General features: G+C 63.9%; 31 protein-coding genes. 15 read left to right on the forward strand and 16 right to left on the reverse strand.

Translation table 11 applies throughout. From position 1 onward, the window contains the following. The 13 genes from ARGLB_RS14220 to ARGLB_RS14280 all read left to right on the forward strand — a co-directional run. On the forward strand, positions 1-461 hold a 461-nt coding region (locus ARGLB_RS14220; RefSeq protein ID WP_003803692.1), incomplete at its 5' end, for an ATPase, T2SS/T4P/T4SS family. Between the two features lie 2 nt (positions 462-463). Then, the gene (locus tag ARGLB_RS14225) at positions 464-1408 is read left to right on the forward strand and encodes a type II secretion system F family protein (protein WP_043419247.1); all 945 of its coding nucleotides are present in this window, start codon (positions 464-466) and stop codon (positions 1406-1408) included. A gap of 16 nt (positions 1409-1424) precedes the next feature. Continuing rightward, the gene (locus ARGLB_RS14230) at positions 1425-2303 is read left to right on the forward strand and encodes a type II secretion system F family protein (protein ID WP_003803696.1); all 879 of its coding nucleotides are present in this window, start codon (positions 1425-1427) and stop codon (positions 2301-2303) included. Between the two features lie 320 nt (positions 2304-2623). Beyond that, positions 2624-2863 carry a Flp family type IVb pilin gene (locus ARGLB_RS14235; RefSeq protein WP_003803698.1) on the forward strand — a complete coding sequence of 80 codons (240 nt, stop codon included), beginning with the start codon at positions 2624-2626 and terminating at the stop codon, positions 2861-2863. 47 nt (positions 2864-2910) lie between these two features. Continuing rightward, entirely contained in the window at positions 2911-3174 is a 264-nt protein-coding gene (locus ARGLB_RS14240) for a Flp family type IVb pilin (protein WP_003803702.1), read from the forward strand. A gap of 95 nt (positions 3175-3269) precedes the next feature. Beyond that, on the forward strand, positions 3270-3644 hold the full coding sequence (locus tag ARGLB_RS14245; protein WP_003803704.1) for a TadE/TadG family type IV pilus assembly protein: 375 nt from the start codon (positions 3270-3272) through the stop codon (positions 3642-3644). After that, positions 3632-4654, forward strand: a complete 1023-nt coding sequence (locus tag ARGLB_RS14250; protein WP_003803706.1) for a TadE/TadG family type IV pilus assembly protein — start codon at positions 3632-3634, stop codon at positions 4652-4654. Before ARGLB_RS14245 ends, ARGLB_RS14250 begins: the two co-directional genes overlap by 13 nt. Before the next feature lie 50 nt (positions 4655-4704). After that, the gene (cpaB, locus tag ARGLB_RS14255; RefSeq protein ID WP_003803708.1) at positions 4705-5481 is read left to right on the forward strand and encodes a Flp pilus assembly protein CpaB; all 777 of its coding nucleotides are present in this window, start codon (positions 4705-4707) and stop codon (positions 5479-5481) included. Continuing rightward, on the forward strand, positions 5478-6671 hold the full coding sequence (locus tag ARGLB_RS14260; protein ID WP_003803709.1) for a CpaE/TadZ family protein: 1194 nt from the start codon (positions 5478-5480) through the stop codon (positions 6669-6671). Before cpaB ends, ARGLB_RS14260 begins: the two co-directional genes overlap by 4 nt. 324 nt (positions 6672-6995) lie before the next feature. Continuing rightward, complete coding sequence (locus ARGLB_RS14265; protein WP_373279120.1) at positions 6996-8423, forward strand: TadA family conjugal transfer-associated ATPase; 1428 nt, start codon at positions 6996-6998, stop codon at positions 8421-8423. A gap of 3 nt (positions 8424-8426) precedes the next feature. Continuing rightward, positions 8427-9359 carry a type II secretion system F family protein gene (locus ARGLB_RS14270; RefSeq protein WP_003803713.1) on the forward strand — a complete coding sequence of 311 codons (933 nt, stop codon included), beginning with the start codon at positions 8427-8429 and terminating at the stop codon, positions 9357-9359. A 7-nt stretch (positions 9360-9366) separates the two neighbouring features. Beyond that, positions 9367-10251, forward strand: coding sequence for a type II secretion system F family protein (locus tag ARGLB_RS14275; protein ID WP_003803715.1), 885 nt, complete (start codon positions 9367-9369; stop codon positions 10249-10251). A gap of 105 nt (positions 10252-10356) precedes the next feature. Beyond that, the gene (locus ARGLB_RS14280; protein WP_050934369.1) at positions 10357-10818 is read left to right on the forward strand and encodes an Hpt domain-containing protein; all 462 of its coding nucleotides are present in this window, start codon (positions 10357-10359) and stop codon (positions 10816-10818) included. 29 nt (positions 10819-10847) lie between these two features. Here ARGLB_RS14280 and ARGLB_RS14285 read toward each other — a convergent pair whose 3' ends face one another. Continuing rightward, entirely contained in the window at positions 10848-11633 is a 786-nt protein-coding gene (locus tag ARGLB_RS14285) for a response regulator transcription factor (RefSeq protein WP_043419282.1), read from the reverse strand. Between the two features lie 251 nt (positions 11634-11884). Between ARGLB_RS14285 and ARGLB_RS14290 the strand changes: the two genes are divergently transcribed. Together ARGLB_RS14290 and ARGLB_RS14295 are read left to right on the forward strand one after the other, a co-directional pair. Continuing rightward, positions 11885-13552 (forward strand): sensor histidine kinase, encoded by a 1668-nt coding sequence (locus ARGLB_RS14290; RefSeq protein ID WP_003803721.1) that lies wholly within the window; start codon positions 11885-11887, stop codon positions 13550-13552. A gap of 117 nt (positions 13553-13669) precedes the next feature. After that, entirely contained in the window at positions 13670-15409 is a 1740-nt protein-coding gene (locus tag ARGLB_RS14295; RefSeq protein WP_043419249.1) for an HNH endonuclease signature motif containing protein, read from the forward strand. Positions 15410-15434: 25 nt separating this feature from the next. Here ARGLB_RS14295 and ARGLB_RS14300 read toward each other — a convergent pair whose 3' ends face one another. The 15 genes from ARGLB_RS14300 to rpmD all read right to left on the reverse strand — a co-directional run bounded on the left by ARGLB_RS14300 (position 15435) and on the right by rpmD (position 26301). Continuing rightward, the gene (locus ARGLB_RS14300; protein ID WP_003803727.1) at positions 15435-15920 is read right to left on the reverse strand and encodes a sensor histidine kinase; all 486 of its coding nucleotides are present in this window, start codon (positions 15918-15920) and stop codon (positions 15435-15437) included. Between the two features lie 141 nt (positions 15921-16061). Beyond that, positions 16062-16943, reverse strand: a complete 882-nt coding sequence (locus ARGLB_RS14305; protein WP_003803729.1) for a response regulator transcription factor — start codon at positions 16941-16943, stop codon at positions 16062-16064. Positions 16944-17051: 108 nt separating this feature from the next. Next, complete coding sequence (truA, locus tag ARGLB_RS14310; protein WP_003803730.1) at positions 17052-17942, reverse strand: tRNA pseudouridine(38-40) synthase TruA; 891 nt, start codon at positions 17940-17942, stop codon at positions 17052-17054. A 31-nt stretch (positions 17943-17973) separates the two neighbouring features. After that, positions 17974-18558, reverse strand: coding sequence for a 50S ribosomal protein L17 (gene rplQ, locus ARGLB_RS14315; protein ID WP_003803731.1), 585 nt, complete (start codon positions 18556-18558; stop codon positions 17974-17976). A gap of 78 nt (positions 18559-18636) precedes the next feature. Next, on the reverse strand, positions 18637-19647 hold the full coding sequence (locus ARGLB_RS14320) for a DNA-directed RNA polymerase subunit alpha (RefSeq protein WP_003803733.1): 1011 nt from the start codon (positions 19645-19647) through the stop codon (positions 18637-18639). A gap of 131 nt (positions 19648-19778) precedes the next feature. Continuing rightward, positions 19779-20180, reverse strand: coding sequence for a 30S ribosomal protein S11 (rpsK, locus tag ARGLB_RS14325; RefSeq protein WP_003803734.1), 402 nt, complete (start codon positions 20178-20180; stop codon positions 19779-19781). Between the two features lie 71 nt (positions 20181-20251). Continuing rightward, positions 20252-20626: a 30S ribosomal protein S13 gene (gene rpsM / locus ARGLB_RS14330; RefSeq protein WP_003803743.1), complete on the reverse strand. Its 375-nt coding sequence runs from the start codon at positions 20624-20626 to the stop codon at positions 20252-20254. Between the two features lie 172 nt (positions 20627-20798). Continuing rightward, positions 20799-20912, reverse strand: coding sequence for a 50S ribosomal protein L36 (rpmJ, locus tag ARGLB_RS14335; protein ID WP_009358722.1), 114 nt, complete (start codon positions 20910-20912; stop codon positions 20799-20801). Between the two features lie 70 nt (positions 20913-20982). Further along, entirely contained in the window at positions 20983-21204 is a 222-nt protein-coding gene (gene infA / locus ARGLB_RS23300) for a translation initiation factor IF-1 (protein WP_011775571.1), read from the reverse strand. A 169-nt stretch (positions 21205-21373) separates the two neighbouring features. Continuing rightward, positions 21374-22462 carry a P1 family peptidase gene (locus tag ARGLB_RS14345; RefSeq protein WP_003803747.1) on the reverse strand — a complete coding sequence of 363 codons (1089 nt, stop codon included), beginning with the start codon at positions 22460-22462 and terminating at the stop codon, positions 21374-21376. A gap of 129 nt (positions 22463-22591) precedes the next feature. Continuing rightward, on the reverse strand, positions 22592-23419 hold the full coding sequence (map, locus tag ARGLB_RS14350) for a type I methionyl aminopeptidase (protein WP_003803750.1): 828 nt from the start codon (positions 23417-23419) through the stop codon (positions 22592-22594). Positions 23420-23531: 112 nt separating this feature from the next. Further along, positions 23532-24101: an adenylate kinase gene (locus ARGLB_RS14355; protein WP_175304999.1), complete on the reverse strand. Its 570-nt coding sequence runs from the start codon at positions 24099-24101 to the stop codon at positions 23532-23534. A 5-nt stretch (positions 24102-24106) separates the two neighbouring features. Next, positions 24107-25417, reverse strand: coding sequence for a preprotein translocase subunit SecY (secY, locus tag ARGLB_RS14360; RefSeq protein ID WP_003803753.1), 1311 nt, complete (start codon positions 25415-25417; stop codon positions 24107-24109). A gap of 195 nt (positions 25418-25612) precedes the next feature. Beyond that, a complete protein-coding gene (rplO, locus tag ARGLB_RS14365; protein WP_003803756.1) occupies positions 25613-26095 on the reverse strand; it encodes a 50S ribosomal protein L15 in 483 nt (160 codons plus the stop codon). Beyond that, the gene (gene rpmD, locus ARGLB_RS14370; protein WP_003803757.1) at positions 26095-26301 is read right to left on the reverse strand and encodes a 50S ribosomal protein L30; all 207 of its coding nucleotides are present in this window, start codon (positions 26299-26301) and stop codon (positions 26095-26097) included. Before rpmD ends, rplO begins: the two co-directional genes overlap by 1 nt. Positions 26302-26304: the final 3 nt, after the last annotated feature.

Genomic DNA, 26304 nt, shown 5'->3' on the forward strand with positions numbered 1-26304 from the left:
AGGTCCGCGGCGGCGAATGCCTCGACATGCTGCAGGCCATGAACACCGGCCACGACGGTTCCATCTCTACCGTGCACGCCAACTCACCACGGGACGCCATTGCCAGGCTCGAGACGCTGGTGCTGATGGCAGGAATGGACATTCCGCTCCGTGCGATCCGCGAACAGTTGGCCTCCGCCGTCAACCTGGTGGTACATATCACCAGGATGCGCGACGGCTCGCGACGGGTCACGCACATCACCGAGGTGCAAGGCATGGAAGGCGACATCGTTACACTGCAGGATGCCTTCGTGTTTGACTACTCCGCCGGCATGGACGCCAACGGCCGCTTCCTGGGGAAGCCGGTGCCGACGGGCGTCCGGCCAAGGTTCACCGAGCGCTTCGCCGAACTCGGCATCGAGATCTCGCCGGCCGTGTTCGGTGCATCCCTCATCGGCGTTGCGCCGGCAAGGGGGCGGTGACAGTGCCAGGCGACTCCGGCATTTTCGTGCTGGCGCTGGTGCTGCTCTACCTCGCCATCTTCCTGATCTTCGGCGTGGCCCTCAGGCCGAACTCGAGCCTTCCAATGTCCCGTCGCCGGCCTGATGTCCCAACGCAGACCTCGCACCTGACCAGACTGACCGACCAGGCCGTGGGTGCGCTCAACAAGGGTCTCAAGAGTCGCGGAACGGGCTTGCTTACCCAGGACCGTTTGGATGAATGCGGGCTCAAGAAGGAACCGGGCGATTACCTGATCATGGCGGGGGTGACCACCCTGACGGCCGCCGTCGTCGGCTTCTTCCTCGGTGGCGTCTTCGCCTCTGCGCTCCTGACTCTGCTAACCCCCTTGGGACTGCACCTGTTGCTGAACGCTCTGGCTGGACGCCGCCGTCGGCAGTTTGACCAGCAGGTTCCGGACACTCTGCAAATGTTCTCCGGCGGCCTGCGGGCCGGCCACAGCCTGCTCCGCGCCGTGGATGCGGCTGGGCAGGAAAGTCAGCCGCCCATGTCCGAGGAATTGGGCCGGATAGTCAACGAGACCAGGATCGGCCGGGATCTCGGCGAGTCACTTGCGGACGTGGCCAGGCGCACCCGGAGCGAAGACTTCCTGTCCATCTCGCAGGCCATCGAAATCCACCGCGAGGTGGGCGGTGACCTCGCGGAGGTGCTGGACCATCTTGGCGCCACCGTCCGCGACCGCAACCAGGTCCGCGGCCAGATCCGGGCCCTGAGCGCTGAAGGCCGGATATCGGCGATCGTGCTCATGGCTCTTCCGGTCGTGATGTTCGTTGGCCTCACAACGTTCAACGACCTCTACTCCCGGGTCTTCACCGCCACGCTTCCTGGCTATCTCATGATTGCCGCGGCAGTCGTGCTGCTCACCGCAGGCGGCTTCTGGCTCAGCCGGATCATCAAACCCAAGTTCTAGAAAGAAGGTGGTCATCATGCAGCCTGTGGCTTATGCGGCGATCCTGGCAGTGGTCGCACCCGTGACAGTCATGACATGGTTCGTCTTCACCGGCGACCGGGCGGGGCTCCGCAACATCCAGGCAAACCTCGGCCGGGTCTCCAAGGCCAAGGGCCCGGCGCTCAGCATCAACGAGAAGCTGACCCTGGCCAGCCAGCGCATCATGCCGAAGGGCTACGTCGCGTGGCTGGATAGGCAACTCGCGGGTGCCGGCCGGCCCAAGGACTGGCCGTTGGCCCGGCTCATCATGGTCAAGCCGCTGCTCGCCCTTGCGGGCGCCGTGGGCGGCTACCTGTTCTTTGCCGGCGGCCCGTCGGCCCAACGGTTCCTCATCATGGTCGGGCTGACGGCGCTCTGCTACTTCACTCCTGACCTGCTGGTACGCAATCGTGCACAGAAGCGGCGGGAAGCCATCCGGCTGGAGCTGCCGGTCGCCCTGGACCACATGCTCATCTCTGTCCAGGCCGGCCTCGGGTTCGAAGCGGCGATGGGACGCGCCGGCACCAGCGGCAAAGGCCCAATGGCAGAGGAGCTGATCCGCACCCTCCAGGACATCCAAGTGGGCCGGTCACGGAAAGACGCCTACCTCGCCATGGCAGAGCGGGTTGATGTGCCGGACGTCCGCAGCTTCATCCGGGCCGTGGTCCAGGCGGATGCGTACGGCGTTGCCATTGCCGGCGTTCTGAAAACGCAGGCGGAGGATATGCGCATCAAGCGGAAGCAGCGCGCCGAGGAGCACGCCATGAAGATGCCGGTGAAGATGCTGTTCCCGCTGATCTTCTTCATCCTGCCCACGCTGTTCATCGTGGTCCTCGGGCCGACAGTGATGAGCATTGTTTCGCTATTCACGGGTTAGGAGGGGTTTACTGGCCAGCTTTATTGAATCCGTCCATTGAATGGACGACGGCGGCTCCCGACGATAAGTGCCGGAACCGCCTATTGAGACTGGACCCCTCGGGCTTCCCCCCTGCCCGAGGGGTCCTTCTCATGTGCGCTTTCTGCTGTGCAGCCCGCACCAAAATGCAAGGTTGGCTCAATGCTCGCGCAGGAAACGCGCAGGTTGGTCAGGGTTGACTCAGGATGTTGCAAAGACCGGCCTTGAGGCGGAAATCCGTTGCTAACTTTTTTTCAGAGCTGGTGATGGACCAGCTTTCCAACACTCGCTCAGGAGTAAAAATGCTTGCTTTCTTCTCTAACGCTGCTGCCCGTGTCCGTCGCGACGAAAAGGGCGCCACCGCCGTCGAATACGGCATCATGGTCGCGCTCATCGCAGTTGTCATCATCGTCGCTGTCACTCTCTTGGGCGGCAACATGTACAAGACGTTCGACAGCGTCGCATGCCAGGTCAAGGGCGGAACCTACACGGCCGCTGCTGCAGGCGCAGCAGCAGGAACAGCCGGCACCTGCTCCAAGTAACAGAGCGCTAACCGCCTACACGCCCTTAATAAGCTAAGGAGTATTCGATGCTAGCTCTTGTTTCAAACGCTGCGGCCCGGGTTCGTCGGGAAGAAAAGGGAGCCACTGCCGTTGAATACGGCATCATGGTCGCGCTTATCGCAGTTGTAATCATCGTTGCTGTGACCCTCCTGGGCGGCAACCTCACGACTACGTTCAGCAGTGTCGCTTGTAACGTCAAAGGCGGCACTTACACTGCCGCGAAGGCAGCCGTCGGCACCGTGGGTGAAGCGGGCTATACGGCAGCTGTTTCAGAGGCCTGCAGCAAGTAGGCCTAAAACGAGGTATGGGCGGCGGTCGCTATCTGCGTCGCCGCCCGACTCGTCCTTGCCGCCCTAGAATCATGCCAACTGAAAGGTAATCAGAATTGTCCAGGAAATCCGAACGCGGGGCCGTGGCCGTCGAGTTCGCCATCCTGGCCCCTGTTCTGGTCATGATCCTGCTCGGAATCATGGAATTCGGGCGAGCCTATAACGTGCAGAGCACACTTACCAACTCTGCCCGCGAAAGCGTGCGGTCCATGGCGATAAACAATAGCCAGGCCACTGCACGGACGGCGGCGAAAACCGCTGCAACGCAATTGAGCCCCGCCCTTTCGGACGGCAACATCACATTCAGTGCCACCGATTGTACGGCCGGTACGCAGATGACAGTCACCGTGAGCTATAACCTCAGCACATTGACCGGGATCGCAGGCCCGCTTGCTATGACCGGGAAAGGAACTATGCTGTGCGGCGGCTAAGGGTCTCCTATGACGGTGAGCGCGGCGGAATCGCAGTTATCGTTGCCTTTCTCATCGTAGTGCTACTCGGCTTTGCCGCTCTTGCCGTCGACGTTGCCAAACTTTATGCAGAACGGGCGCAGCTGCAGAACGGGTCCGACGCCGCCGCTCTCATGATTGCGCAGAAATGTGCCAAGAATGATGCGGACGCCGAGTGTTCCGCCACTTCTCCCTTGGCTGCTGATCTGGCGAACAAGAACGCCGTCGACGGCTTGAGCAATGTCAAGTCCATCACCTTGGACAAAACAAATCGCACCGTCACAGTAACTGCTGGCGCCAATGAATCCAGTGCGTCCGCAAATTCGGTATCCCTGTTTTTCGCGGGCGTTTTGGGTATTTCGAGCGCAGAAGTGAACGCTAGTTCCAGCGTGAGATGGGGTAGTCCGGTGGAGGGAACGACCATCTTTCCGCTGGCGTTTTCCATCTGCCAGGTCTCGGGCATGGTGGACGGTGCCGCACAACTGCTGCAGAACCACTCTGCTGACGCCAACCCTGACTGTCCACTGGGGCCGGCCGGCAAGACTGTGCCGGGCGGCTTTGCCTGGACACTCCAAGCCACCGGACAGTGCGGCGGTCTAGTGAATCTGGCCATCAACCAAAGTGGCAGCGATACAGGTAACGATGGCCCGTCGAACTGCGACGCCATCCTGAACAAGTGGGCCAGCGACCTTGCAGCCGGCCGGCCAGTCATAGTCCTGCTCCCGGTCTACGACGACGCGACAGGAACGGGGTCCGGAGGTTCCTATCACCTGACGAGCTTTGTCGCCTTCAGCGTTCAGGGCTGGGCCTTCAGTGGAGCGGACAAGCTACCGATGGTCTACAACAACCTTTCCGCGACCAAGAGCCTGGAGTGCAAAGGCAACTGCCGCGGCATCATCGGCAAGTTCGTCAAGTACGTTTCCCTGGCCGACGGCTACAAGCTGGGGCCGGTCAGCCCCAACGGCGCCACTGTCGTCGAACTGACCAGCTAATCCTCTGCAGTGCTGCAGTCCATTGAATTAATGATCCTCAGGAGCAGTTCGTGAAGTCTCGGTTGTTGGCGGGCGCGGCAGCGGTAGTGCTCGCCCTCGTGGGCGCCATGCTGGTTATCTCTTACGCTCAGGGGGCAGACCAGCGTGCCGTTAAAGACCTCGAGCCTGTTGACGTCTTGGTAGTCAATTCGGCGATTCCAGCCGGCACCCCGGTTGAATCCATGGCTGCTTCCCTCACCACCGAGCAGGTTCCTGCTTCGGCTGTGACGGGGTCGTCGCTGAAATCGCTGGATGCTTCCAAAGGCAAAGTCGCTGCCGTGGACCTGGTTCCCGGCGAGCAGCTCGTTTCCGAACGCCTGGTCGCGCCGGAAGACGTAAAAGTTGGCGGCTCCATAAAGATCCCTGCTGGCCTGCAGGAAGTTTCTTTCCAGCTCGAACCTGACCGGGTGGTCGGTGGACGGTTGGCTCCTGGAGACCACGTGGGCGTCTTCGTCAACCTCAATAAGGGTGGACAGGATGACAAGCCCGACGCCGAGACAACGAAGCTGACCGTCCGCAAGGCATTGGTCACGGCTGTGCAGCGCGCACCGGAGCCGGCTGCCACGGCGCAGCCGGCGCCGACGGCGAGCGCAGATCCCAACGCTGCCGATCCGCAGGACACCACCCTCCCAACCGGTTCCCTCATGCTGACTGTCGCTGTCAGCGATGTGGACGCGGCAAAAATTGTCTTCGCTGCCGAATACGCCAAGATGTGGCTCAGCAAGGAGCCTACCAACGCCAAGGACAGCGGTCCCAGGATCATCCAGCGGAGCGAGGTGTACAAGTGAGCCGCTTCGTCCTCATCACTCCGAACGCGGACTTTGACGGCCGGCTGCGGCAGGCCGTGGCCGGCGGGCTCCAGGGCGGGGTTCAGACCTTCCTTACCAACATTCTGCCCGCGGGCCCCTACGATCTGTTCGCCCAGCTGAACCAAGAACAGCCTGAGGTCCTTATTCTGGGCCCGGACCTGCCCATCGAAGAGGCACTTCGCCTAGCTACGGTGCTCGATGTACAGGTTCCCGGTTTGATGGTGCTCCTGGTCAGCGAACCGGACCCCACACTGATCCTGCAGGCCATGCGGGCAGGCGTCCGGGACGTCCTCAGCCCCTCTGCCGATCCCAATCAGCTGCGGGTGCTGCTGGAACGCGCATGCCAGTCCTTTGCCAGCCGCCACCGGCCCGACCAGCAAGGCCACGTGGAAAACCACAAGGGCGCGGTTGTCGGGGTATTCTCACCCAAGGGCGGCGTAGGCAAGACCACCATTGCCACCAACCTGGCCGTTGGTTTGGGGAAGCTGGCCCCCATGAGTGTGGTGCTTGTGGACCTCGATCTGCAGTTCGGCGACGTGGCATCCGGCCTGTACCTGAATCCGGAGCACACGGTCACCGACGCCGTCTCTCCTGCCGCCAGCCAGGACACTCTGGTACTGAAAGCGTTCCTCACCGTTCACCCTGCCAGCATCTATGCATTGTGCGCGCCGGTCAGCCCCGTCGAGGCCGACTACATCACGCCGGAGCAGGTCACGCGTCTGCTCGAACAGTTGGCCGAGGAGTTCCAGTACGTCGTGGTGGACACGGCGCCCGGCCTGCCCGAAATCGGGCTGGCCGCCATGGAGGCCTGCACGGACATCGTCTGGGTCAGCGCCATGGACATCCCCAGCGTCCGCGGCCTCCGTTCGGGCATGGACATCCTGCGCCAGCTGGAGATCCTCCCGGAAGGCCGGCACGTGGTCCTGAACATGGCCGACTCAAAATGCGGCCTCACCGTGCAGGACATCGAGTCCACCATCGGAGCTCCCGTGGATGTCAGCGTCCCCCGTTCCCGGGCAGTGGCCCTGTCCACCAACCGCGGCATGCCCGTATTGCTCGATGCCAAGAAGGATCCGGCCGCTAAAAGCCTCAGCCAACTCGTGGACCGTTTGGGTCCGGCCGCCCGCATGAAAGAGCAGCGGAACAGCCACCGGCGGGTGGTGGTCTAGGTGAAGCTCTCCGAACGCATCCAGGCCGCACAGCTTCGGTCCGAAGTTCCCGGTGCCCCATTGCATGTTGCGCCTGTGCCGACGCATGCGCCGGCACAGGTCGAACCCGCCCTCATGCGGGCTGCCCCAGCCCTGGTTCAGGCCGCAGCTGCGCCGTCGATCAGCAGCACTGCTTCGCGGCCTATCTCTGGTGTGGCCGCCTACCAGACACGTGCGGCACGGCGTGCAGCTGAGGCCGCTGCCAAAGCGGCGGCCGCTCAGGATCAAACAACGTCGCCCGCTGACACGACGTCCGCTGCAGTGACTGCACCAGCTCCGGGCGCCGTGGAGGAGCGCGCTAAGCCGGTTGCCAGTGCTCCAAGCACGCCAGCTCCGGTCCGCCGACTGGCTGCGCAAGCCGCAGCAGTCCAGGGTGCCGGAACAGCGCAAACGGAGCCGTTCAAAACCAAGGGCCAGCAGCCTGTTGACGTTTTTGCTGCCCTGAAGCAGCGTGCCGCAACGGCGCTGTTTGAACGCATGGGCGCGCGGTTCAACGATTCAACCCTCACGGAACAGGAGCTCCGCAGGACCGCCCGCGAAGAGCTCATCCGCATCATCGACGCGGAGCAGGTGCCATTGACCGCGGACGAGCGGACGCGCCTGGTGGCAGACGTTGCCGATGACGTGCTCGGTTACGGTCCGCTCCAGCGGCTCCTTGATGACCCCGCCGTCACTGAAATCATGGTGAACCGGATGGACCAGATCTATGTGGAGCGCAAGGGAACACTGACGCTGACGGATTCGCGGTTCAGCTCGGAAGAACACCTCCGTAAGGTGATCGAGCGCATCGTGTCGAAGGTGGGCCGGCGCATTGATGAGTCCTCACCGCTGGTCGACGCGCGCCTGGAGGACGGCTCCCGTGTCAACGCCGTCATCCCGCCGCTTGCCGTCGGCGGTTCCTCGCTGACCATCCGTAAATTCAGCAAGGTACCCCTTACGGTCCAGAACCTCATCGATTTCGGGACGCTCACCCCGGAAATGGCTGAGCTGCTCAACGCCTGCGTCAAGGCCAAGCTCAACATCATCGTTTCCGGCGGTACGGGTACCGGCAAGACAACCCTGCTCAACGTCCTGTCCTCCTTCCTTCCGTCTGACGAGCGCATCGTGACCATCGAGGACGCTGTGGAGCTCCAGATCCAGCAGGAACACGTGGTCCGGCTGGAGAGCCGTCCGCCGAACACGGAGGGCAAAGGTGAAGTCACCATCCGCGAACTGCTCCGCAACTCCCTGCGTATGCGTCCGGACCGGATTGTGGTGGGTGAGGTCCGCGGCGGGGAATCCCTGGACATGCTCCAAGCGATGAACACCGGCCACGACGGCTCCCTGTCCACCGTGCACTCCAACTCACCGCGCGACGCCATCGCCCGTCTGGAGACTCTGGTCCTCATGGCGGGCATGGACCTGCCGCTGCGCGCCATCCGCGAGCAGATCGCCTCTGCCGTGAACCTCATCGTCCAGATCTCGCGTCTCCGGGATGGCACCCGGCGCATCACTCATGTGACGGAGGTACAGGGCATGGAGGGCGATATCGTCACCCTTCAGGATGCCTTCGTCTTCGACTACTCCGCCGGAGTCGACCAGCATGGAAAGTTCCTCGGCAAGCCTGTCCCGACCGGCATCCGACCGCGATTTATCGACCGCTTTGAAGACCTCGGCATTCACGTCTCGGCCGGTGTCTTCGGAGCGCCCGCAATGACTTCAGGAAGGCACTGACTCATGATCGTCACACTGGGTGTTGTCCTCGTGATTGCCTCGGTGGTGCTGGGCGGAGTTGCGGTGCTGATTCCGCGCACGCCCACGGTGCCGCTGGACCGGCGTCGTCCTTTCCGCACGGAAGCGGACTCTCAACTGACCCGGTTCGCCGGCAGTGCAGTTCAGTCCGTTGACCGCGTACTTGCCAAGCGGAACCTCCGCTACTTCAACCGCGAAACTCTGGAGAACGCCGGCCTCCGGCTCAGCCAGGCCGAATTTATCCTGCTGATCCTCGTGGGCGCTTTCGTCGGAGCCCTCATTGGACTCGTCGTCGCCGGGCCGCTGCTGGCGATCCTGATGGTCATCGCAGCCCCCTTCGTAGGGCATCTGGTGCTGGGCTTCCTGGCGGGCAAGCGGCGAGGCAAGTTCGATGAGCAGCTGGGCGATACCCTGCAGTTGCTGTCTGGCAGCCTCCGGGCGGGCCACAGCATCCTGCGGGCCATAGACGCAGCTGCCAACGAATCCCAGGCTCCGACGTCGGAAGAAATGCGCCGTATCGTCTCCGAGACCAGCCTGGGGCGCGACCTGCTGGTGTCGCTCAACGACACTGCCGACCGCATGAAGAGCGAGGACTTCGTCTGGATATCCCAGGCCATCCAGATCAACCGCGAGGTAGGCGGAAACCTGGCAGAAGTGCTCGACCAGGTGAACGAGACCATCCGCGAGCGCAGCGAGATCAAGGGCCATATCAAAGCACTGGCGGCCGAGGGCAAGTTCTCCGCCTATATCCTGATGGCCTTGCCCGTAGGCATTGTGGTGATGCTCTCGCTGGTCAATCCCGGGTATATGAACAAGATGTTCACCAATCCGTTGGGCTGGATCATGATTGTCGCCTCCATCATCCTCATGACCGTCGGCGGTCTGTGGATGCGCAAGATCATCAACCTGAAATTCTAAGGCCGCCATGAGTCCCCTCATCATCCTTGCGTTGCTCCTCATCTGCCTTCCGCTCGCCTACCTGGCGTGGGCCTTGCTCTCCGTTGACCGGAAAGGGGTGGCGAACGCCCGCGCACTCCTGTCCAGGGGCATCCAACGGGCCGAAGTGGAGAAGAAGCCCAACAGCGGCCTGGTCGAAAAGATCGGCTACCGTCTCACCCCTGCCGGCTACGTACACAAACTCGACAGGCTGCTCGCTCTGGCCGGCCGCCCGGCGTCCATGCCGCTCGGCAGGCTGCTGGCGGCGAAACCGGCGCTGGGGCTGATCGGCGGCCTCCTTGGGCTGTACATCAGCTCCATCGGGACGACGCCGATCATGAAGCTCGTGGGCATCTTCGTACTGTTCCTGGGGTACTTCATCCCGGACCTGATGCTCTACAGCAAGGGCCAGGAACGCCAGAAGGCCATGCAGCTGGAGCTCGCCAACACCCTCGACCAGATGCTGATTTCCGTCGAGGCGGGACTCGGCTTCGAAGGTGCCATGTCCCGCGCCGGCGAGAACGGGAAGGGACCCCTCGCTGAGGAGCTGGTCCGCACCCTGCAGGACATGCAGGTGGGCCGGAGCCGCCGCGAGTCATACCTCGCCCTGGCCGAACGGACCAACATCCCGGAACTGCGGAGCTTTGTGCAGGCGGTGGTGCAGGCGGACACGTACGGCATTGCCATCAGCCGGGTGCTGCGGGTCCAGGCCAAGGTGATGCGGGTGAAGCGCCGCCAGCGTGCTGAGGAAAAGGCGATGAAGCTGCCCGTGATGATCCTGTTTCCGCTGCTGTTCTTCATCTTTCCGGTCCTCTTCATTGCCATCCTGGGCCCTGCCGTCATCAACACCATCGAGACCTTCGCCAACCAGTAAGGTGGAGAGTTCCGCAGGATTTCCCCACCACAAGGTACCCGCAGGGTTTCCACAGGATCCAAGCTCAATCAGGGTTTTCCCAACCTCAGAAAGTAGCCTTAAGTCATGTCCATTTCAGGTTCCGGAACAGCCGACAGCAGCGCCCACGGCGTCTGCTTCCCGGCGTCTGGCACCCCTGATGGCAGGGCTCACAACGAATCGGAGAGTGCCACCTTGCCCGTCCTCGACCTCGATGTACTTCACGAACTTGAAGAAGACATGGGCAGTACCGGGGTGGCGCACAACTTCGCCCGGGACTACATCAGGATCTGGGACAAGCGACGGACTTACCTTGAAGCGTCAATCGCAGACGACGACGCCGAGGCCGCCATGGACGCCGTCCTCAGCCTGAAGAACTCAGCGCTGATGGTGGGCGCCGCACGGCTGGCCCAACTGGCGGTGCAGTTGGAACGCCTCGTCAAGTGCGGCGACCTGCCCGCTGTACGCCGGCTGCTGCCATTCGTGGCGCTAACCGGCGAACAAACTGTCAGCGGCCTGAAGGTGGGTTACCTCCCGCCGGAGGCCTGAGCCATCCTCGGCACTCAAAGGCCCAAAACCTACTCGGCCCGTTTCGGTGCCAGCCGGTAGCCAACGCCGCGCACCGTCACCAGCCACCGGGGATCCTGCGGGTCCTCCCGGAGCTTGCGGCGCAGGTTGCCGATGTGCACCTCAACGGCCCGCTCGTCCGCTTCGCTGATGTAGGTGTCCTCGCCGTAGTACTCGCCCCGAACCACACGCACCAGGTCAGCCCGGGTGCGCACGGCGCCCGTTCCTTTCAAGAGCTCATGCAGCAGGTCGAATTCGCTCCGTGTCAGCCCCAGGGGCGTGCCGCGCAGGGCCACGGTCCGGGTTTCGGTGTCGAGAGCCAGTCCGTTGTGGAGCAGCACGCGGCCCCGGCGTGAACCGGAGGAACCGGATGGGCCAAGCGACCCGGACTCCGCAACAGAAGAGGATGCGACCTCACCGGAAGCAACCCTGGGCCGGCGCAGCATGGCCGAGATGCGGGCCCGCAGTTCGCGTGGCCGGAAGGGCTTGACGATGTAGTCGTCAGCGCCGCCCTGCAGCGCGGTGATGGTGTCCAGCTCCTCGTTGCGGCCGGTGAGCATCACCACGTAAGCATCGCTGAACTGCCGAATGCGGCGAAGGACTTCGAACCCGTCAATGTCCGGAAGACCGACGTCGAGGGTTATTACGTTTGCCTGGCGCTGCCTGGCCACATCAACCCCGTCACGGCCGGTCCCTGCCGAGTGCACCTCAAAACCAGCCTGCTGCAAAACCGCGTCGAGGAGATTCCGGACGTCGACATCGTCCTCGATAACCACGGCAACACCAAGATCGCCCACCACTACCTCTATCCAGGTAAAACCACCGCACAGCCCAGCGCAATGCGGTAAGCGCTACCAGATTACCTACGCTACAACGTAGAGCGGCCGAAAGACCGAAAATTGCCGATATCTTTTAGACGCACAACGGACAGCAGCGCCGTCCCCTCCAATTACCGAAGAATAGATGTGCATAATGGGCTTCATGTCTTCGTTTAACCACGAGTGGCCCGGGAATTCGGCAGCGCAGGCGAGTACCGGACGCAGCAGCATTGGGTGAGCAGGTGCTGGTCCACGACACGGACCGATTCTTCCGCCGGCTGCAGCCCCGCATCCAGGTGGCCCTCTGCCAGCTTCCGGTGACGGTCATTCTTGCAGCCCTGGCGATCGCCGCCCCTGCAGTATGGCCAACGCTGATCCAGAGCGGTGTTTTTATCGCGTCCATCGTCCTGATGGTGGCGATGTTTCTCGCCTGCTTTCTGGTGCCTTGGGAACGGCTACCGCCCAACGCATATCTGGTAATTCCGATACTCGACCTGGTGTTGATCGGACTGGCCCGCAACGGTGCAGTTCCTGCGGTGGCCGGGCTGGGCGTCCTGGCAATATTTCCGGTGATCTGGCTTTCCAGCTCCGAAGCCTACCCGCGAACCACCGTATTCCTGAGCTTTTTCGGCCCGCTCCTCATCGGCATTCCGTCACTGGTCCTAAAGTTTCCCAGAATTTCACCTTCGGACATTGCCACGGCAATTCTGCTTCCGCTAATGATGGTGGCGGTCTCGGTGGCAATCAGGTTCGCCGGCGCCAATGTGCGGCTGCAGCGCCAGAGGCTGGAGAAGAAGGATGCCGAGCTCCGCGAACTGCTACTTGAAAGCAGGAACCGCGAACGGCTGCTCAAGACCATTCTCGACACCACGGATGTGGGCATCGTGGCCGTGGATGCCCAGGGCCAGAAGGTGCTGGTTAACGACCAGCAAAAAACGTTCCGACAGGCGGCGGCACCCGTCGGAATGGAGCAGCCGCTGGAAGCCGAGCAGCTCATGTTCGGCCAGGACCGGGTGACCCCGCTGCCGCTGGATAAGCGCCCGATCCGCCGGGCCGTTGCCGGCGAGACTTTCGCGGACTACCTGGTGTGGCTGGGCGAGGGATCAACGCAGAGGGCCGTCTCCACGGCTGCGCGGATCATCAAGAACGACGACGGCGGGTTCAGCGGGGCGGTCATCGTCTACAGTGACGTCACGGGTCTGGTGGAAGCCCTCTCCGCCAAGGAAGAGCTGATATCCAACGTTTCGCACGAATTCCGTAGTCCGCTGATGTCAGTGCTGGGCAATGTGGACCTGGTGCTGGATGCAGCGGACCGCCTGTCCCCTGATTCCGTGCACCGGCTGGAAGTGGTGCAGCGCAATGCCGAGCGGCTGCTCTCCCTCGTATCCGAGCTTCTGGTGTCGGCGTCCGCTGTCCTGGCTGTGCATCCCCGCCGGACGGATCTGGCCGGCTTGATCGAGAACAGCATCGGCTCCGTCCAGGCCCAGGCGGACGCCAGCAACGTCTCCCTCACCACCGACGTACCGGCGCCCCTCTGGGCGCACGCCGACCCGCTCCGTATCGGCCAGGCTCTGGACAACCTGGTGTCCAATGCCATCAAATACTCTCCCGACGGCGGCAAAGTCACCGTGAGTGCCCGGCGCAGCGAGTCCTGGGTTCAGCTGAAGGTCCAGGACACCGGCATGGGCATCAGCGAGGAGGAGACATCGCGCGTCTTCACCCGTTTCTTCCGCAGCCAGGCCGCACGTCAGGCGGCCATTCCCGGTGTTGGGCTCGGGCTGTCCATCACCAAGACCATCGTGGAGCGGCACGGCGGTGCCATCTCCTGTGACAGCAAGCCCGGTGCCGGCACCACCTTTACTCTCACACTGCCAGCCGAAGGAACCCCCGGGTCCTGACGCGAATTTAAGGCAGATCCGGTTTTCCACATCGACTTGGATTTCCACAACGACCGGTTTTCCACAACGACCCGGGGCAGAGTCGTTTCTGTCACAGGCCGGTGGCATGCTGTGGGTATGGATCAGGCGGCAGTTGTGAAGACGTTGGACGCCATCGGCGCCTCCGCTCTTTCGCTGGCTGCTGCGCTTCGCCGGGCGGCTGATCCGGGCACGGCGGACGCGGACCCGCTGCCGGGTGACGCGGACACGGACCCGACGGGCGCAGATCCGCTGCGGGACCAGGCGGATGCGTGCCTGGACGGGCTGGCAGGTGTGGCTGGGATGGAGGCCCGGCTGGCGGCCGTGAAGGTGCACCTCGCTGCCGGTTTCGCTGAGGCGGAGGAGGCGATGACGCCGCCGGACGCGTCGCCGCAGGAGCGATCGGTCCTGCGGATGTCCGTGACTGCGTCGGTGGCGTGTGCGCTGACCGTGAGCGAAGGGTCGGCGGCACGGCTTCTGTCCGAATCCGCCACGCTGACCACGGACCTGCCGTTGACGCTGGCCGGGATGGGGTCAGGAACGCTTTCCTGGCAGCATGCGCGGGTGGTGTGCGACGAAACGGACGGGCTGGATACGGCGGCTGCGGCGGCCTTGGAAGCCCACTTCCTGGACCCCGATGCCCCCAGCCCGGCGCGCGGCTGCCCCGCCGGGGAGCTGACTCCATCAAGGTTCCGGGCCAGGGCACGTGCCTGGCGGGAGCGGCATCATCCGGTGAGTATCGAGGCCCGCCACCGCAAGTGTGCGAAGGACCGTCGGCTGGAGTATGCCCCGGACCGGGACGGCATGGCCTGGCTCTCGGCGTACCTGCCCGCGGACCAGGCCGCCGGGATCTGGGACCGCACCACCGCCGCCGCCCGCGCCCTGCAGGGACCTGCCGAAACACGGACCCTGACCCAGCTGCGGGCTGATGTGGCCGCCGGATGGCTGCTCGCGCCAGCCCAGGGGATTGACGGCCCGGCCACAGGTTCTCTGCCCGCAGACGCCCTATCCGCTGGTTCAGCGCCTCCCGGTGATGTGCCGTCTCCGCGGGCGCAGGTCCTGGTCACGGTTCCGGTGTTCTCGCTGCTCGGACAGACGGAGGAGCCGGCGGTCCTTGACGGGTACGGGCCGATCCCGCCGTCCATGGCCCGACGCCTCGTCGCCGACGGCGGCACGTCCTTCCTGCGGGTCCTGACCGACCCTCGGGACGGGGCACCGCTGGAGATCGGACGCACCAGCTACCGATTGACGAAGCCGATGCGCCACTGGCTCCGGCTCCGAGACGCACATTGCACGTTCCCCAACTGCAACAACCACTCCCTGGACAACGACGCCGACCACATCCTGGCCTGGGCCAACGGCGGGACCACCGGGATCATCAACCTTGGCCAGCCCTGCCCCAAGCACCACCGCCTGAAACACACGTCGGCGTGGAGACCGGTCGGCGCCACCCGCGAGAGCCCGCCCGGCTGGATCTCACCCACGGGACGGTCCTACCCAGCGGAACAACAAGACTGGGAACCACCCACCTGGCCCGATCCGGCACCCGGTCACGACTGGCCGGAGCCGCCGGCCACGCCAGACCGACCGGAATGGCAGGATCTTCCCAACGGCTTCCCCGAGCCCGAGATCACTGGGCCTCCGGCCTGGCCTGAACCGCCCGACATCCCAGAACCACCAGACTGGCGCGACGCCGCCGCCGGCTTCGTGGGCTCCGCCAATCCCGAGGGCGTCATCGGCCCTGGCAGTTTCGTCGGCCCCGACGCCCTCAAGGACCCGGAACCACCACTGCCCATGGATCCTCGGCCCGATTGGGCATCATCATCCACTGCAGCGTAGAAAGGCCCGCCAACCTTGTGACGCGCTAATCCAGCGGCAGGTTCACGGTGACGCAGGTTCCCGCCGAAGGAGACGACTCGATTGTCATCCGGCCGCCGGCTGAACTGACGGCCAGACGCATGAGCCGCAGCCCCATGCCCGAGTGCCTGCCGTGCGTGGCGGCCTCAACGTCGAAGCCGCTCCCGTCGTCGGTCACGCGGAGCTGGACAGCGTGGTTGTCGCCGGAGCGGCAGACGCAGCACAGCCGGACTGTCACGGAGGACGCGTGGGCGTATTTATGGATGTTGCTCAGGAGCTCCTGCGCCGCCCGGTAAAGCAGCGTGGCGGACTTCCTGTCCACTTCCATTCCATGATGGGGCGCCTCGAGGTGCACGGTGATCCCGCGCTCGCGCAGCGGGAGGGCCAAACGGTCAATCGCCCCCGCGACGCCTAGCGCATAGAAATCAACCGGATGCGTATCGGTGAGAACGCCACGGACTGCGACGACGTCGTCGCTTGTTAGTGATTTCATGTTCCAACTGTGCGCCTGGCGCCTTGTTATTTTCTTGTAACTTTCCGGCGTGTCCCCCGTTTGATTCCCGGCGTGTCCCCCGTTTAGAGGGGCGCACCGGAGGCGTGCGGCTTTGCGCTACGCAATGCGCAACGCATTCCGCTACGCGAGTGTGTAGCCGGCCCCGCGAACGGTCTTGAGCCAGCGCGGTTTCCTCGCGTCGTCCCCCAGCTTGCGGCGCAGGTTGCCGATGTGGGTCTCGATGATCCGGCCGGGGTCCCGTACCCCGGCCGGCGCGACTTCCGGGTTGCCAGCTTCTCGCTTCACGAGGCCCAGAAGTCCGACGAGTTCCGCCTTGGTGACCACGCCGCTGCCGCGCTGCAGCAGGATGTGCAGCAGGTCGAACTCGGTCCGCGTCAGCTGCAGCGCGCGCCCTCCGAGGGTGGCCGCCCGCGTTGCGCAGTCGAGCTCCAGCCCCTTGTGCTCGTAACTGCGCTCGTAGCCGCGGGCGGGTGCACAGCCAGTTGCCGCAAGGTCCCGGACTGCCGTAGGTCCCCCGGCCGGGTCCGGGGCCTGCACAGTCTTCGCCGTCGCCGTTGCCGTGGCGGAGGTCCGCAGCCGAGGCGACACCAGCGGTGGTTCCCGCGGGGTCACGATCGGCGGTACCGTCAGCTGCCGGGGCCTTCGCAGCATGCCGTCAACGCGGGCCCGGAGCTCCCGAGGCCGGATGGGCTTGACCATGTAGTCATCAGCCCCGGCGTCGAACCCCTTCAGGGTGGTCCGCAGGTCACTCCGCGCAGTGATAATCAGGATGTACGTGTGGCTGAACTCGCGGATGCGCCGCAGCACGTCGTAGCCGTCGGTGTCCGGAAGCACCAGGTCCAGCGTGACGGTGTCAGGCTGCTTGGCACGCACCAGCGCCACCCCGGATTCGCCGGTGGCAGCGCAGTGCACCTCGAATCCGGCCTCTTGGAGCGTAGCCCGCAACAAGGACCGGACTTCCTCATCCCTGTCGATGACGACAACGATGCGACGATCATTCATCCCTTACCCCCTGTAAGGACCGCATGACTAAAGACTGCGTCTCAGCCTACTAGCCGCGCGCCCGGAAACGAGGCACGAGCCCCTGCAACACAGGGTCGCGGGGCATGGTTACTCCCGCAGCGCGCGCGTGAGCTCTGCCCGGGCGAGCAGTTCCTCATCGGAGGGGTACGCCACTTCTTCGAACACCAGGGGATGCGGCGCGGCCAGCACAGAACGCGCGTCCCGCTTCCGTGCCAGCAGGCGCTCGTGCAGCCACTCCGGAGGCTCCTGCCCCTCCCCCACGTACAGCGCCGAGCCCACCAGGGCGCGCACCATGTTGTGGCAGAAGGCGTCGGCCTGGACGGTGGCAACAATGACGCCGTCCGGCCCGCGGGAAAACTCGAACCGCTGCAGCTCGCGGACGGTAGTGGAACCTTCCCGTGGCTTGCAGAAGGACAGGAAGTTGTGCAGGCCAAGCAGCTTCGCGGCGCCTTCGTTCAGCAGGTCCACGTCCAGGGTCGTCTTATGCCACAGTGTGTCGTACCGGCCGAGCGGATCCCACTTCTCAGGACCGTCCCCGATCCGGTAGCTGTAGCGGCGCCAGAGCGCGGAGAAACGGGCATCGAAGCCTTCAGGGGCAATCGCCGCGTGGTGCACCACAATGGAGCCGGTCTGGTCCCCCAGCCCGCGGCTGAGCGTGCCCCGCAGGCGGCGCAGAAGGGCGACGGCGGGATCGACGGCGGCACCTCGGCTCAGTCCCAGCCACTCGGCTTCCGTCAGGTCGAGGTGGACCACTTGGCCGCGGGCATGCACACCGGCGTCGGTGCGCCCGGCGACCGTGACGCGCACCGGGCGGCGGATCAGCAGCTCCAAGGCACCTTCCAAGACACCCTGAACGGTCCGCAGACCTGGCTGCACTGCCCACCCGCTGAACGGACCGCCGTCGTAGGCCAAATCGAGCCGGATACGCAAAAACCCGCCGCCCCCCAAAACGGGGGCCGCGGGTTTTTGGTGGTTCATAGACTCAAGTCTATGCGAAGGATTTAGCGAATTACTTCGCGTCCTTGGCCTCGTCGGCAGCAGCCTCGTCAGCGGCAGCTTCCTCGGCCGGAGCCTCTTCAGCAGCAGCTTCTTCAGCCGGAGCTTCCTCAGCGGCCGGGGCCTCTTCGGTTGCAGCCTCGGTCTCAACGACCTCTGCCTCGGGTGCTTCCTCTGCGGCCGGAGCAGCAGCGGCAGCGGCCTGGGTAGCCTCGGCTACAACAGCCTGCTTGGCGGAAACCGGCTCAAGAACCAGCTCGATGACAGCCATGGGAGCGTTGTCGCCCTTGCGGTTGCCGATCTTGGTGATGCGGGTGTAGCCGCCGTTGCGGTTCTCCACAGCCTGCGCGATGTCGGTGAACAGCTCGTGGACGACGCCCTTGTTGCTGATCAGGCCGAGAACGCGGCGGCGGGAAGCGAGGTCGCCGCGCTTGGCGAAGGTGACCAGGCGTTCTGCGTACGGCTTCAGGCGCTTGGCCTTGGTGACCGTGGTGGTGATCCGCTTGTGCTCGAACAGTGCGGAAGCCAGGTTCGCGAGCATCAGACGCTCGTGAGCCGGGCCGCCTCCGAGGCGCGGACCCTTAGTGGGGGTAGGCATAATTGTTTCTCCTCATATGGAAGCCGGGAGGCTGCGCACAACGCGGTGCTGGCCAGCCCCTCGGCCAAGATCTGCTTGTTAGAGCTCGTCGTCGCTGAACGCGGCGTCGTCCTCTTCGATGGCTGCGGCGCGGGCAGCAAGGTCGAAACCGGGAGGCGAGTCCTTCAGGGACAGACCCAGTTCAACCAGCTTTGCCTTGACCTCATCGATGGACTTCGCGCCGAAGTTGCGGATGTCCATCAGGTCAGCCTCGGAGCGGGCAACGAGTTCACCCACGGTGTGGATGCCCTCACGCTTGAGGCAGTTGTAGGAACGGACGGTGAGGTCCAGATCCTCGATCGGCAGAGCCATGTCTGCTGCCAGGGCAGCATCCGTCGGCGACGGGCCAATCTCGATACCCTCAGCTGCGGTGTTCAGCTCGCGGGCCAGACCGAACAGTTCCACCAGGGTTGTGCCGGCGGAAGCAACGGCATCGCGCGGGGCGATGGCCTGCTTGGTCTCGACGTCGACAATGAGCTTGTCGAAGTCGGTGCGCTGCTCAACACGGGTAGCTTCCACGCGGAAAGTAACCTTCAGCACCGGCGAGTAGATGGAGTCAACCGGAATGCGGCCGATCTCTGCGTCGCCGGACTTGTTCTGAGCTGCCGAAACGTAGCCGCGGCCGCGCTCGATGGTCAGCTCGAGTTCGAACTTGCCCTTCGAGTTCAGCGTGGCAATGTGCAGATCCGGGTTGTGGAACTCGACGCCGGCCGGCGGAGCGATGTCCGCGGCGGTGACGACTCCGGGGCCCTGCTTGCGCAGGTAAGCAACAACCGGCTCGTCGTGCTCGGAAGACACGGACAGGTTCTTGATGTTGAGGATGATCTCGGTGACATCTTCCTTGACACCCGGAACCGTCGTGAACTCGTGCAGCACACCATCGATCCGGATGCTGGTTACAGCGGCACCGGGGATGGAGGAGAGCAAGGTACGGCGGAGGGAGTTTCCGAGGGTGTAACCGAAGCCCGGCTCCAGCGGTTCAATGATGAACCGGGAGCGGTTTTCGGAGACGACCTCTTCGGAGAGGGTGGGGCGCTGTGCAATGAGCACTTAGGTTTCCTTTCGGCGAGCATCCGCTATATGACGCAACACAGGTGGTGGAAAATCGGTCTGAGGACTTAACGCGGCGGGCTTGCCCGGACCCGAAACGGGTCCGGGCAAGCTCCGGCTGCGGAAAGTACTTAGACGCGGCGGCGCTTCGGCGGACGGCAGCCGTTGTGCGCGGCGGGGGTGACGTCCTGGATGGAGCCAACCTCAAGGCCAGCAGCCTGCAGCGAACGGATGGCGGTTTCGCGTCCGGAACCCGGTCCCTTGACGAACACGTCAACCTTCTTCAGGCCGTGCTCCTGTGCACGCTTGGCGGCGGCTTCGGCAGCCATCTGCGCAGCGAACGGGGTGGACTTACGCGAGCCCTTGAATCCAACCTCACCGGCGGAAGCCCAGGAGATTACAGCACCGGTCGGGTCCGTGATGGACACGATGGTGTTGTTGAACGTGCTCTTGATGTGCGCCTGGCCAAGCGCGATATTCTTCTTGTCCTTCTTACGCGGCTTGCGAACCGCGCCACGAGTCTTCGGGGGCATTTCTTCTCCTACAGAAAGTTATTTGGGGGAAGGCCGTGCTGATCCCGCATTTGCCGTCAGGCAAATGCGGTTTAGCGGGCCTTCTTCTTGCCGGCGACGGTACGCTTCGGGCCCTTGCGGGTACGAGCGTTGGTCTTCGTACGCTGACCGCGTACGGGCAGGCCCTTGCGGTGACGCAGGCCTTCGTAGCTGCCGATTTCAACCTTGCGGCGGATATCTGCTGCCACTTCGCGGCGAAGGTCACCCTCAACCTTGTAGTTGCCTTCAATGTAGTCACGCAGCTCTACCAGCTGCGCATCCGTCAGGTCCTTGACCCGAACGTCAGCGCTGATGCCGGTGGCAGCCAGGGTTTCGTGTGCACGGGTCTTGCCCACGCCGTAGATGTAAGTAAGCGCAATTTCCAGCCGCTTTTCGCGGGGAATGTCTACGCCAGCGAGACGAGCCATAGTGGCGGTACTCCTTGAATAAACCGGAGGTCGTAGGCAGTACACCCGCACTTTCAGTGCGGCCCCAGCCTCCGACCGGGGGTTAGCTGTCCGGGCCCATACGTCCCAGTTCAGCTTGTGCTGCCTTTATTTACTTGCGTGGGTTAGCAACCCAGGGATTCCCTGACGGGAATTAGCCCTGGCGCTGCTTGTGGCGCGGGTTCTCGCAGATCACCATGACCCGGCCGTTACGGCGGATCACTTTGCACTTTTCGCAGATCTGCTTGACGCTCGGCTTGACCTTCATGGCGTTCCTTTGCGTGATAGCAGTTGGGCCGATGGAGCGGCCTTAGGCAAATGCCTTGGCCGCCCAACGTTTACTTGTAGCGGTAGACGATACGACCACGTGTCAGGTCGTAAGGGCTCAGCTCCACCACTACGCGGTCCTCAGGGAGAATCCTGATGTAGTGCTGGCGCATCTTTCCAGAGATGTGTGCCAGGACGACGTGCTTATTGGTGAGCTCAACACGAAACATCGCGTTGGGCAGCGCCTCAGTCACTACGCCCTCGATCTCAATGACCCCGTCCTTCTTGGCCATATCCTCCGCTAACTGTTGTTTGCCACAGACCTCCGGCTGGCGCCGGGCATGACTGCGGACGTTTTTGATTTGATTGATCGTCACCCTCCGGCCGCAAATGGGCGTGGCAGGGCAGACAACCAACATGCAACTCTACGGCATTAGGACCGGAAAGTTAAATCCAGCTATGTTAGCGCACATTGCCCGGGTATGCACCAAATTCGCCCGCAGGAGTTGTCACCGCCTGGGCGCTGCTGACCCCGTCCAGGATGGCCAAACGTACGACGTCGGCTGCCGCGCTCTGGAGCCTCATGAGACTTATCTGCCGGGCAGTTTCCGTACTCCTGTCCAGCTCCTGGCTGCCGGTGGCGAGGCAGAACACGGTGTCCCCGTCGGCCAGGGTGTGGCTCGGATTCAGCGCCCGCGCCAGCCCCGCGTGGGCGGCGGATGCGGTCCGTTTGCACTCGGCCACATCCAGCACCGCATTCGTGGCGACGACCACGAGGGTGGTGTTGAGCGACCGCTGATTGAGCTTGGGGCCACGACCGCCGGGTTCCCTAACCGAGCTTGCGAGGTTAGGGGGCGGGTGGGGAGCGTAATCACCGTGCGCGGTTTCGACAGGCGCGGTTTCGACAGGCTTGGTTTCGACAGGCTCGGTTTCGACAGGCTCAACCACCGGAGTGAACGGCAGGCCCAGCGCGTTCACCACAGCCAGGGCACCGACCACCACGCCGTTCTCCAGGGTGAGCGACGCTGTGCCCACTCCCCCTTTGTATGTCCCGCGTCCGATGACCGCGCCGGTGCCGGCCCCCACGTTGCCGCGTTCGACGTCGTGCCCGTCCGTCTGCGCTCCCGCAACTGCAGTCGCCGCGTAGCCCATGGCCTCATCCGGGCGGGCACTGAAGTTGCCGCCGCGGCCGAGGTCGAAGATGGCTGCCGCCGGAACGATCGGCACCACCCCTCCCGTTACGGCGAAGCCGCGGCCCTGCTCCTCGCACCACCGCTGGGCGCCATGTGCAGCAACCAGGCCGTAGGCGCTGCCGCCGGTGAGCACCACGGCGTCCACGGTGCGGACCAGGGTGGTGGGGTCCAGCGCATCCGTCTCGTGGGTGCCGGGTCCTCCCCCGCGGACGTCCACCGAACCTACTGTCCCCACAGGGGGCAGGACCACTGTCACCCCGCTCAACCACCCGCCGTCGGACTTTTGCTGGTGCCCCACACGCACGCCAGGCACATCGGTGATCTTTCCCTGTGCGCCGGCTCCATCACTCGCTCCCATGGCTCCCATTCTGCCCCGGGAGCTGACATGGCGACGCAGATAGTTGCCCGTGACGCGCAAAATCCCTGGCGACACTGGGATTCCGGTGTCGCCAGGGATTTTGCGCGTCGCCCAGCTAAATGTGTGTCCTCAGGGAATCGGGACCGGCACCACGCCAAGGGGCACGAGCCTGGCCGCGCCGCCGTCGGGCGCCGAGAGCACCCAGATGCCCTTCTCGTGGACTGCCACGGAGTGCTCCCACTGGCACGAACGCTGACCGTCGGTGGTGACCACGGTCCAGTCATCCTCCAGCACAGCCGTCTCGATGCCGCCACGCACCAGCATCGGTTCGATGGCCAGGCACAGGCCGGGCCGGATCTTCGGGCCGCGGTGGCTGGTGCGGTAGTTCAGCACGTCGGGGGCCATGTGCATCTCGGAGCCGATGCCGTGGCCCACGTAGTCCTCGAGGATGCCCAGGGGCTTGCCCGGCACCGAGGAAACATAGTCATCAATGGCCGCGCCGACATCGCCTACGAACTTGCCCTTCGCCAGGGCGGCGATGCCATGCCACAGGGCCGTCTCGGTGACGTCGGAGAGGCGCTGGTCTTCCGGGTCCGGTGTTCCCACGATGACTGTCCGCGCGGAGTCGGAGTGCCACCCGTTGACGATTGCGCCGCCGTCGATCGAGATGATGTCCCCGTCCTGCAGGACCTTGTCGCCCGGGATGCCGTGGACCACTTCCTCATTGACCGACGTGCAGATCGTGGCCGGGAACCCGTGGTAGCCCAGGAAGTTGGACTTGGCGCCAGCCTCGAGCAGCACCGCAGCGAAGACCTCGTCCAGTTGCCGGGTGGTGACACCCGGCGCTGCTGCGGCAACGGCTGCGTCGAGGGCGCGGCTCAGGACGAGCCCGGCCTCGTGCATGGTGCGCATCTGGGCATTGGTCTTGTATTCAATCCGTGGCTGGCCGAATGCCATCAGCGGTGTTTCCTCTCAATGTGCCTCGGCCCGACTGGTAGCGGCCCCAGGGCTAAAAGCCGGAGGCCCCTCCCCATGGTCCGGGAGGAGCCTCGCAGCGTTGGAACTGGTATCAGGCGGCCTGCGCCTCTTTGATGGCCTGCATGACGCGGTCGGTAACCTCGTCGATCTGGCCGATGCCGTCCACCTGGGTCAGGATGCCGCGTTCGGCATACTTGGCCACAACAGCCTCGGTCTGCTCGTGGTAGAGGTCCAGCCGGTGGCGGATGACGGCTTCGTTGTCGTCGCTGCGTCCGGTTTCCTTCGCGCGGCCCAGCAGGCGGGACACGAGCTCCTCGTCGTCAGCCGTGAGCTGCAGGACCACGTCGAGCTTCTGGTCGCCGTCGGCCAGGATCTGGTCCAGGTAGTCAACCTGCGCGGTGGTACGGGGGTAGCCATCCAGCAGGAAGCCGTCCTCGACGTCGCCTTCGCTGAGACGGTCGCGGACCATCTTGTTGGTCACGCTGTCCGGGACGAAGTCCCCGTTGTCCATGTACTTCTTGGCCTCAACGCCGAGCGGCGTCTCGCCCTTCACATTGGCGCGGAAGATGTCGCCGGTGGAGATCGCAACGACGCCGAGGCGTTCTGAAATGCGTTCCGCCTGCGTGCCCTTGCCCGAACCCGGTGGTCCGATAATCAACATTCTGGTCATCGCAATAGCCCTTCGTAGTGACGCTGCTGTAGCTGCGCGTCAATTTGCTTGACGGTTTCCAGGCCAACGCCCACCATGATCAGGATCGAGGTGCCACCGAACGGGAAGTTCTGGTTTGCGTTGATCAGCACGAGCGCCACCAGCGGTATCAGTGCCACGAAGCCGAGGTAGATGGCTCCGGGCAGCGTGATGCGCGACAGGACGTACTGCAGGTAATCCGCGGTCGGCTTGCCGGCACGGATACCCGGAATGAAGCCGCCGTATTTCTTCATGTTGTCGCTGACCTCTTCAGGGTTGAAGGTGATCGCGACATAGAAGTAGGTAAAGAAAACGATCATGGCGAAGTACAGCGCCATGTAGATGGGGTGGTCCCCGCGGGTGAGGTTGTTGTTGATCCACTCAACCCACGGCTGGATCGGTTCCCCGGCCTTCGGCTGGTTGAACTGCGAGATCAGCGCCGGAAGGTAGAGCATCGAGGAGGCGAAGATGACGGGAATGACGCCGGCCATGTTCACCTTGATGGGAATGTAGGTGCTGGTGCCGCCCACGGTGCGGCGGCCGATCATCCGCTTGGCGTACTGCACCGGGATCCGGCGCTGGGACTGCTCCACAAAGACCACCAGGGCAACCGTCAGCAGGCCGATGGCCAGCACAATGAAGAACGTGCCCGGACCCTGCGCGGACCAGATGGCGCCCAGCGAGGTGGGGAAGCCGGCAGCGATGGCCGTGAAGATCAGCAACGACATGCCGTTGCCGACGCCCTTCTCGGTCACGAGCTCACCCATCCACATGATGAGGCCGGTGCCGGCCGTCAGCGTGATGATGATGAGGATCGTGGTGATGACGCCCTGGTCCGGGATGATGGGCAGGTTGCAGCCGGGCAGCAACTGGCCGGAGCGCGCCAGCGACACCAGCGTCGTGGCGTTCAGCAGCCCAAGGGCGATCGTCAGGTACCGCGTGTACTGCGTCAGCTTGGACTGCCCGGAGGCGCCCTCTTCATACAGCTGCTGGAAGCGCGGGATGACCACGCGCAGCAGCTGCACAATGATGCTCGCCGTGATGTACGGCATGATGCCCAGGGCGAAGATGGAGACCTGCAGCAATGCACCGCCGCTGAAAAGATTGACGAGCTGGTAGATCCCGCCCTGGGTCTGCCCGTTCGACAAGCATTGCTGGACATTCTGGTAGCTCACACCGGGCGAGGGGATAAAGGCTCCCAAGCGGAAGATTGTGATGATTCCCAGCGTGAACAACAACTTGCGTCGCAGATCAGGCGTTCGAAACGCCCGGCCGAATGCGCTTAGCAAGCGTCCTCCTCAGTAGTTAATAAGTCTCGAGATGCAGGTCTATAAACCCAACAACCGAGTCTAACCGGTGTTTGCGGCATGCGAACAATCCGGAAGACCCAATGGGTATGAAAAAACTCCCGGCACAGGGGCCTCGGCCCCCGTGCCGGGAGTTTGTGCAGCGGGCTAGCGCCCACCGGCTCCGGGAAGAATCCCTTAGAGCGCGGTGGTGCTGCCGCCGGCTGCAGCGATCTTTTCAGCGGCACTGGCTGAGAAGGCGTGGGCGGTGACGTCAACCTTGACGGTGATGTCGCCGGTGCCAAGCACCTTCACGGGCTGGTTCTTGCGAACAGCACCCTTTGCAACCAGGTCCTCCACGGTGACAGCGCCACCTTCCGGGAACAGCTCGTTGAGCTTATCCAGGTTCACAACCTGGAACTCAACCCGGAACGGGTTCTTGAAGCCGCGCAGCTTCGGCAGGCGCATGTGCAGCGGCAGCTGGCCGCCGGCAAAGCCAGCCTTCACCTGGTAGCGGGCCTTCGTACCCTTGGTACCGCGACCGGCGGTCTTACCCTTGGAGCCTTCACCACGACCAACACGGGTCTTGGCGGTCTTGGCACCCGGGGCGGGACGCAGGTGGTGAACCTTCAGAGCGCTCTGCTTCTCAGCAGCTGCGGTCTCGGCTTTCTTCTCTGCCATTACTTCGCCTCCTCAACATTCACGAGGTGCGGAACCGTGTTGAGCATTCCAACGGTCACGGCGTCGGCGGTGCGGACAACGGTGTGTCCGATCCGCTTCAGGCCGAGGGACCGCAGGGTGTCGCGCTGGTTCTGCTTGGCGCCAATGACGCCCTTGATCTGGGTGATCTCCAACTTGGCGTCGGAGGGAGTCAGGTTCTTCGCCATGAC

Origin of the sequence: Arthrobacter globiformis NBRC 12137, assembly GCF_000238915.1 — a bacterium.
GTDB classification, from domain to species: Bacteria; Actinomycetota; Actinomycetes; order Actinomycetales; family Micrococcaceae; genus Arthrobacter; species Arthrobacter globiformis.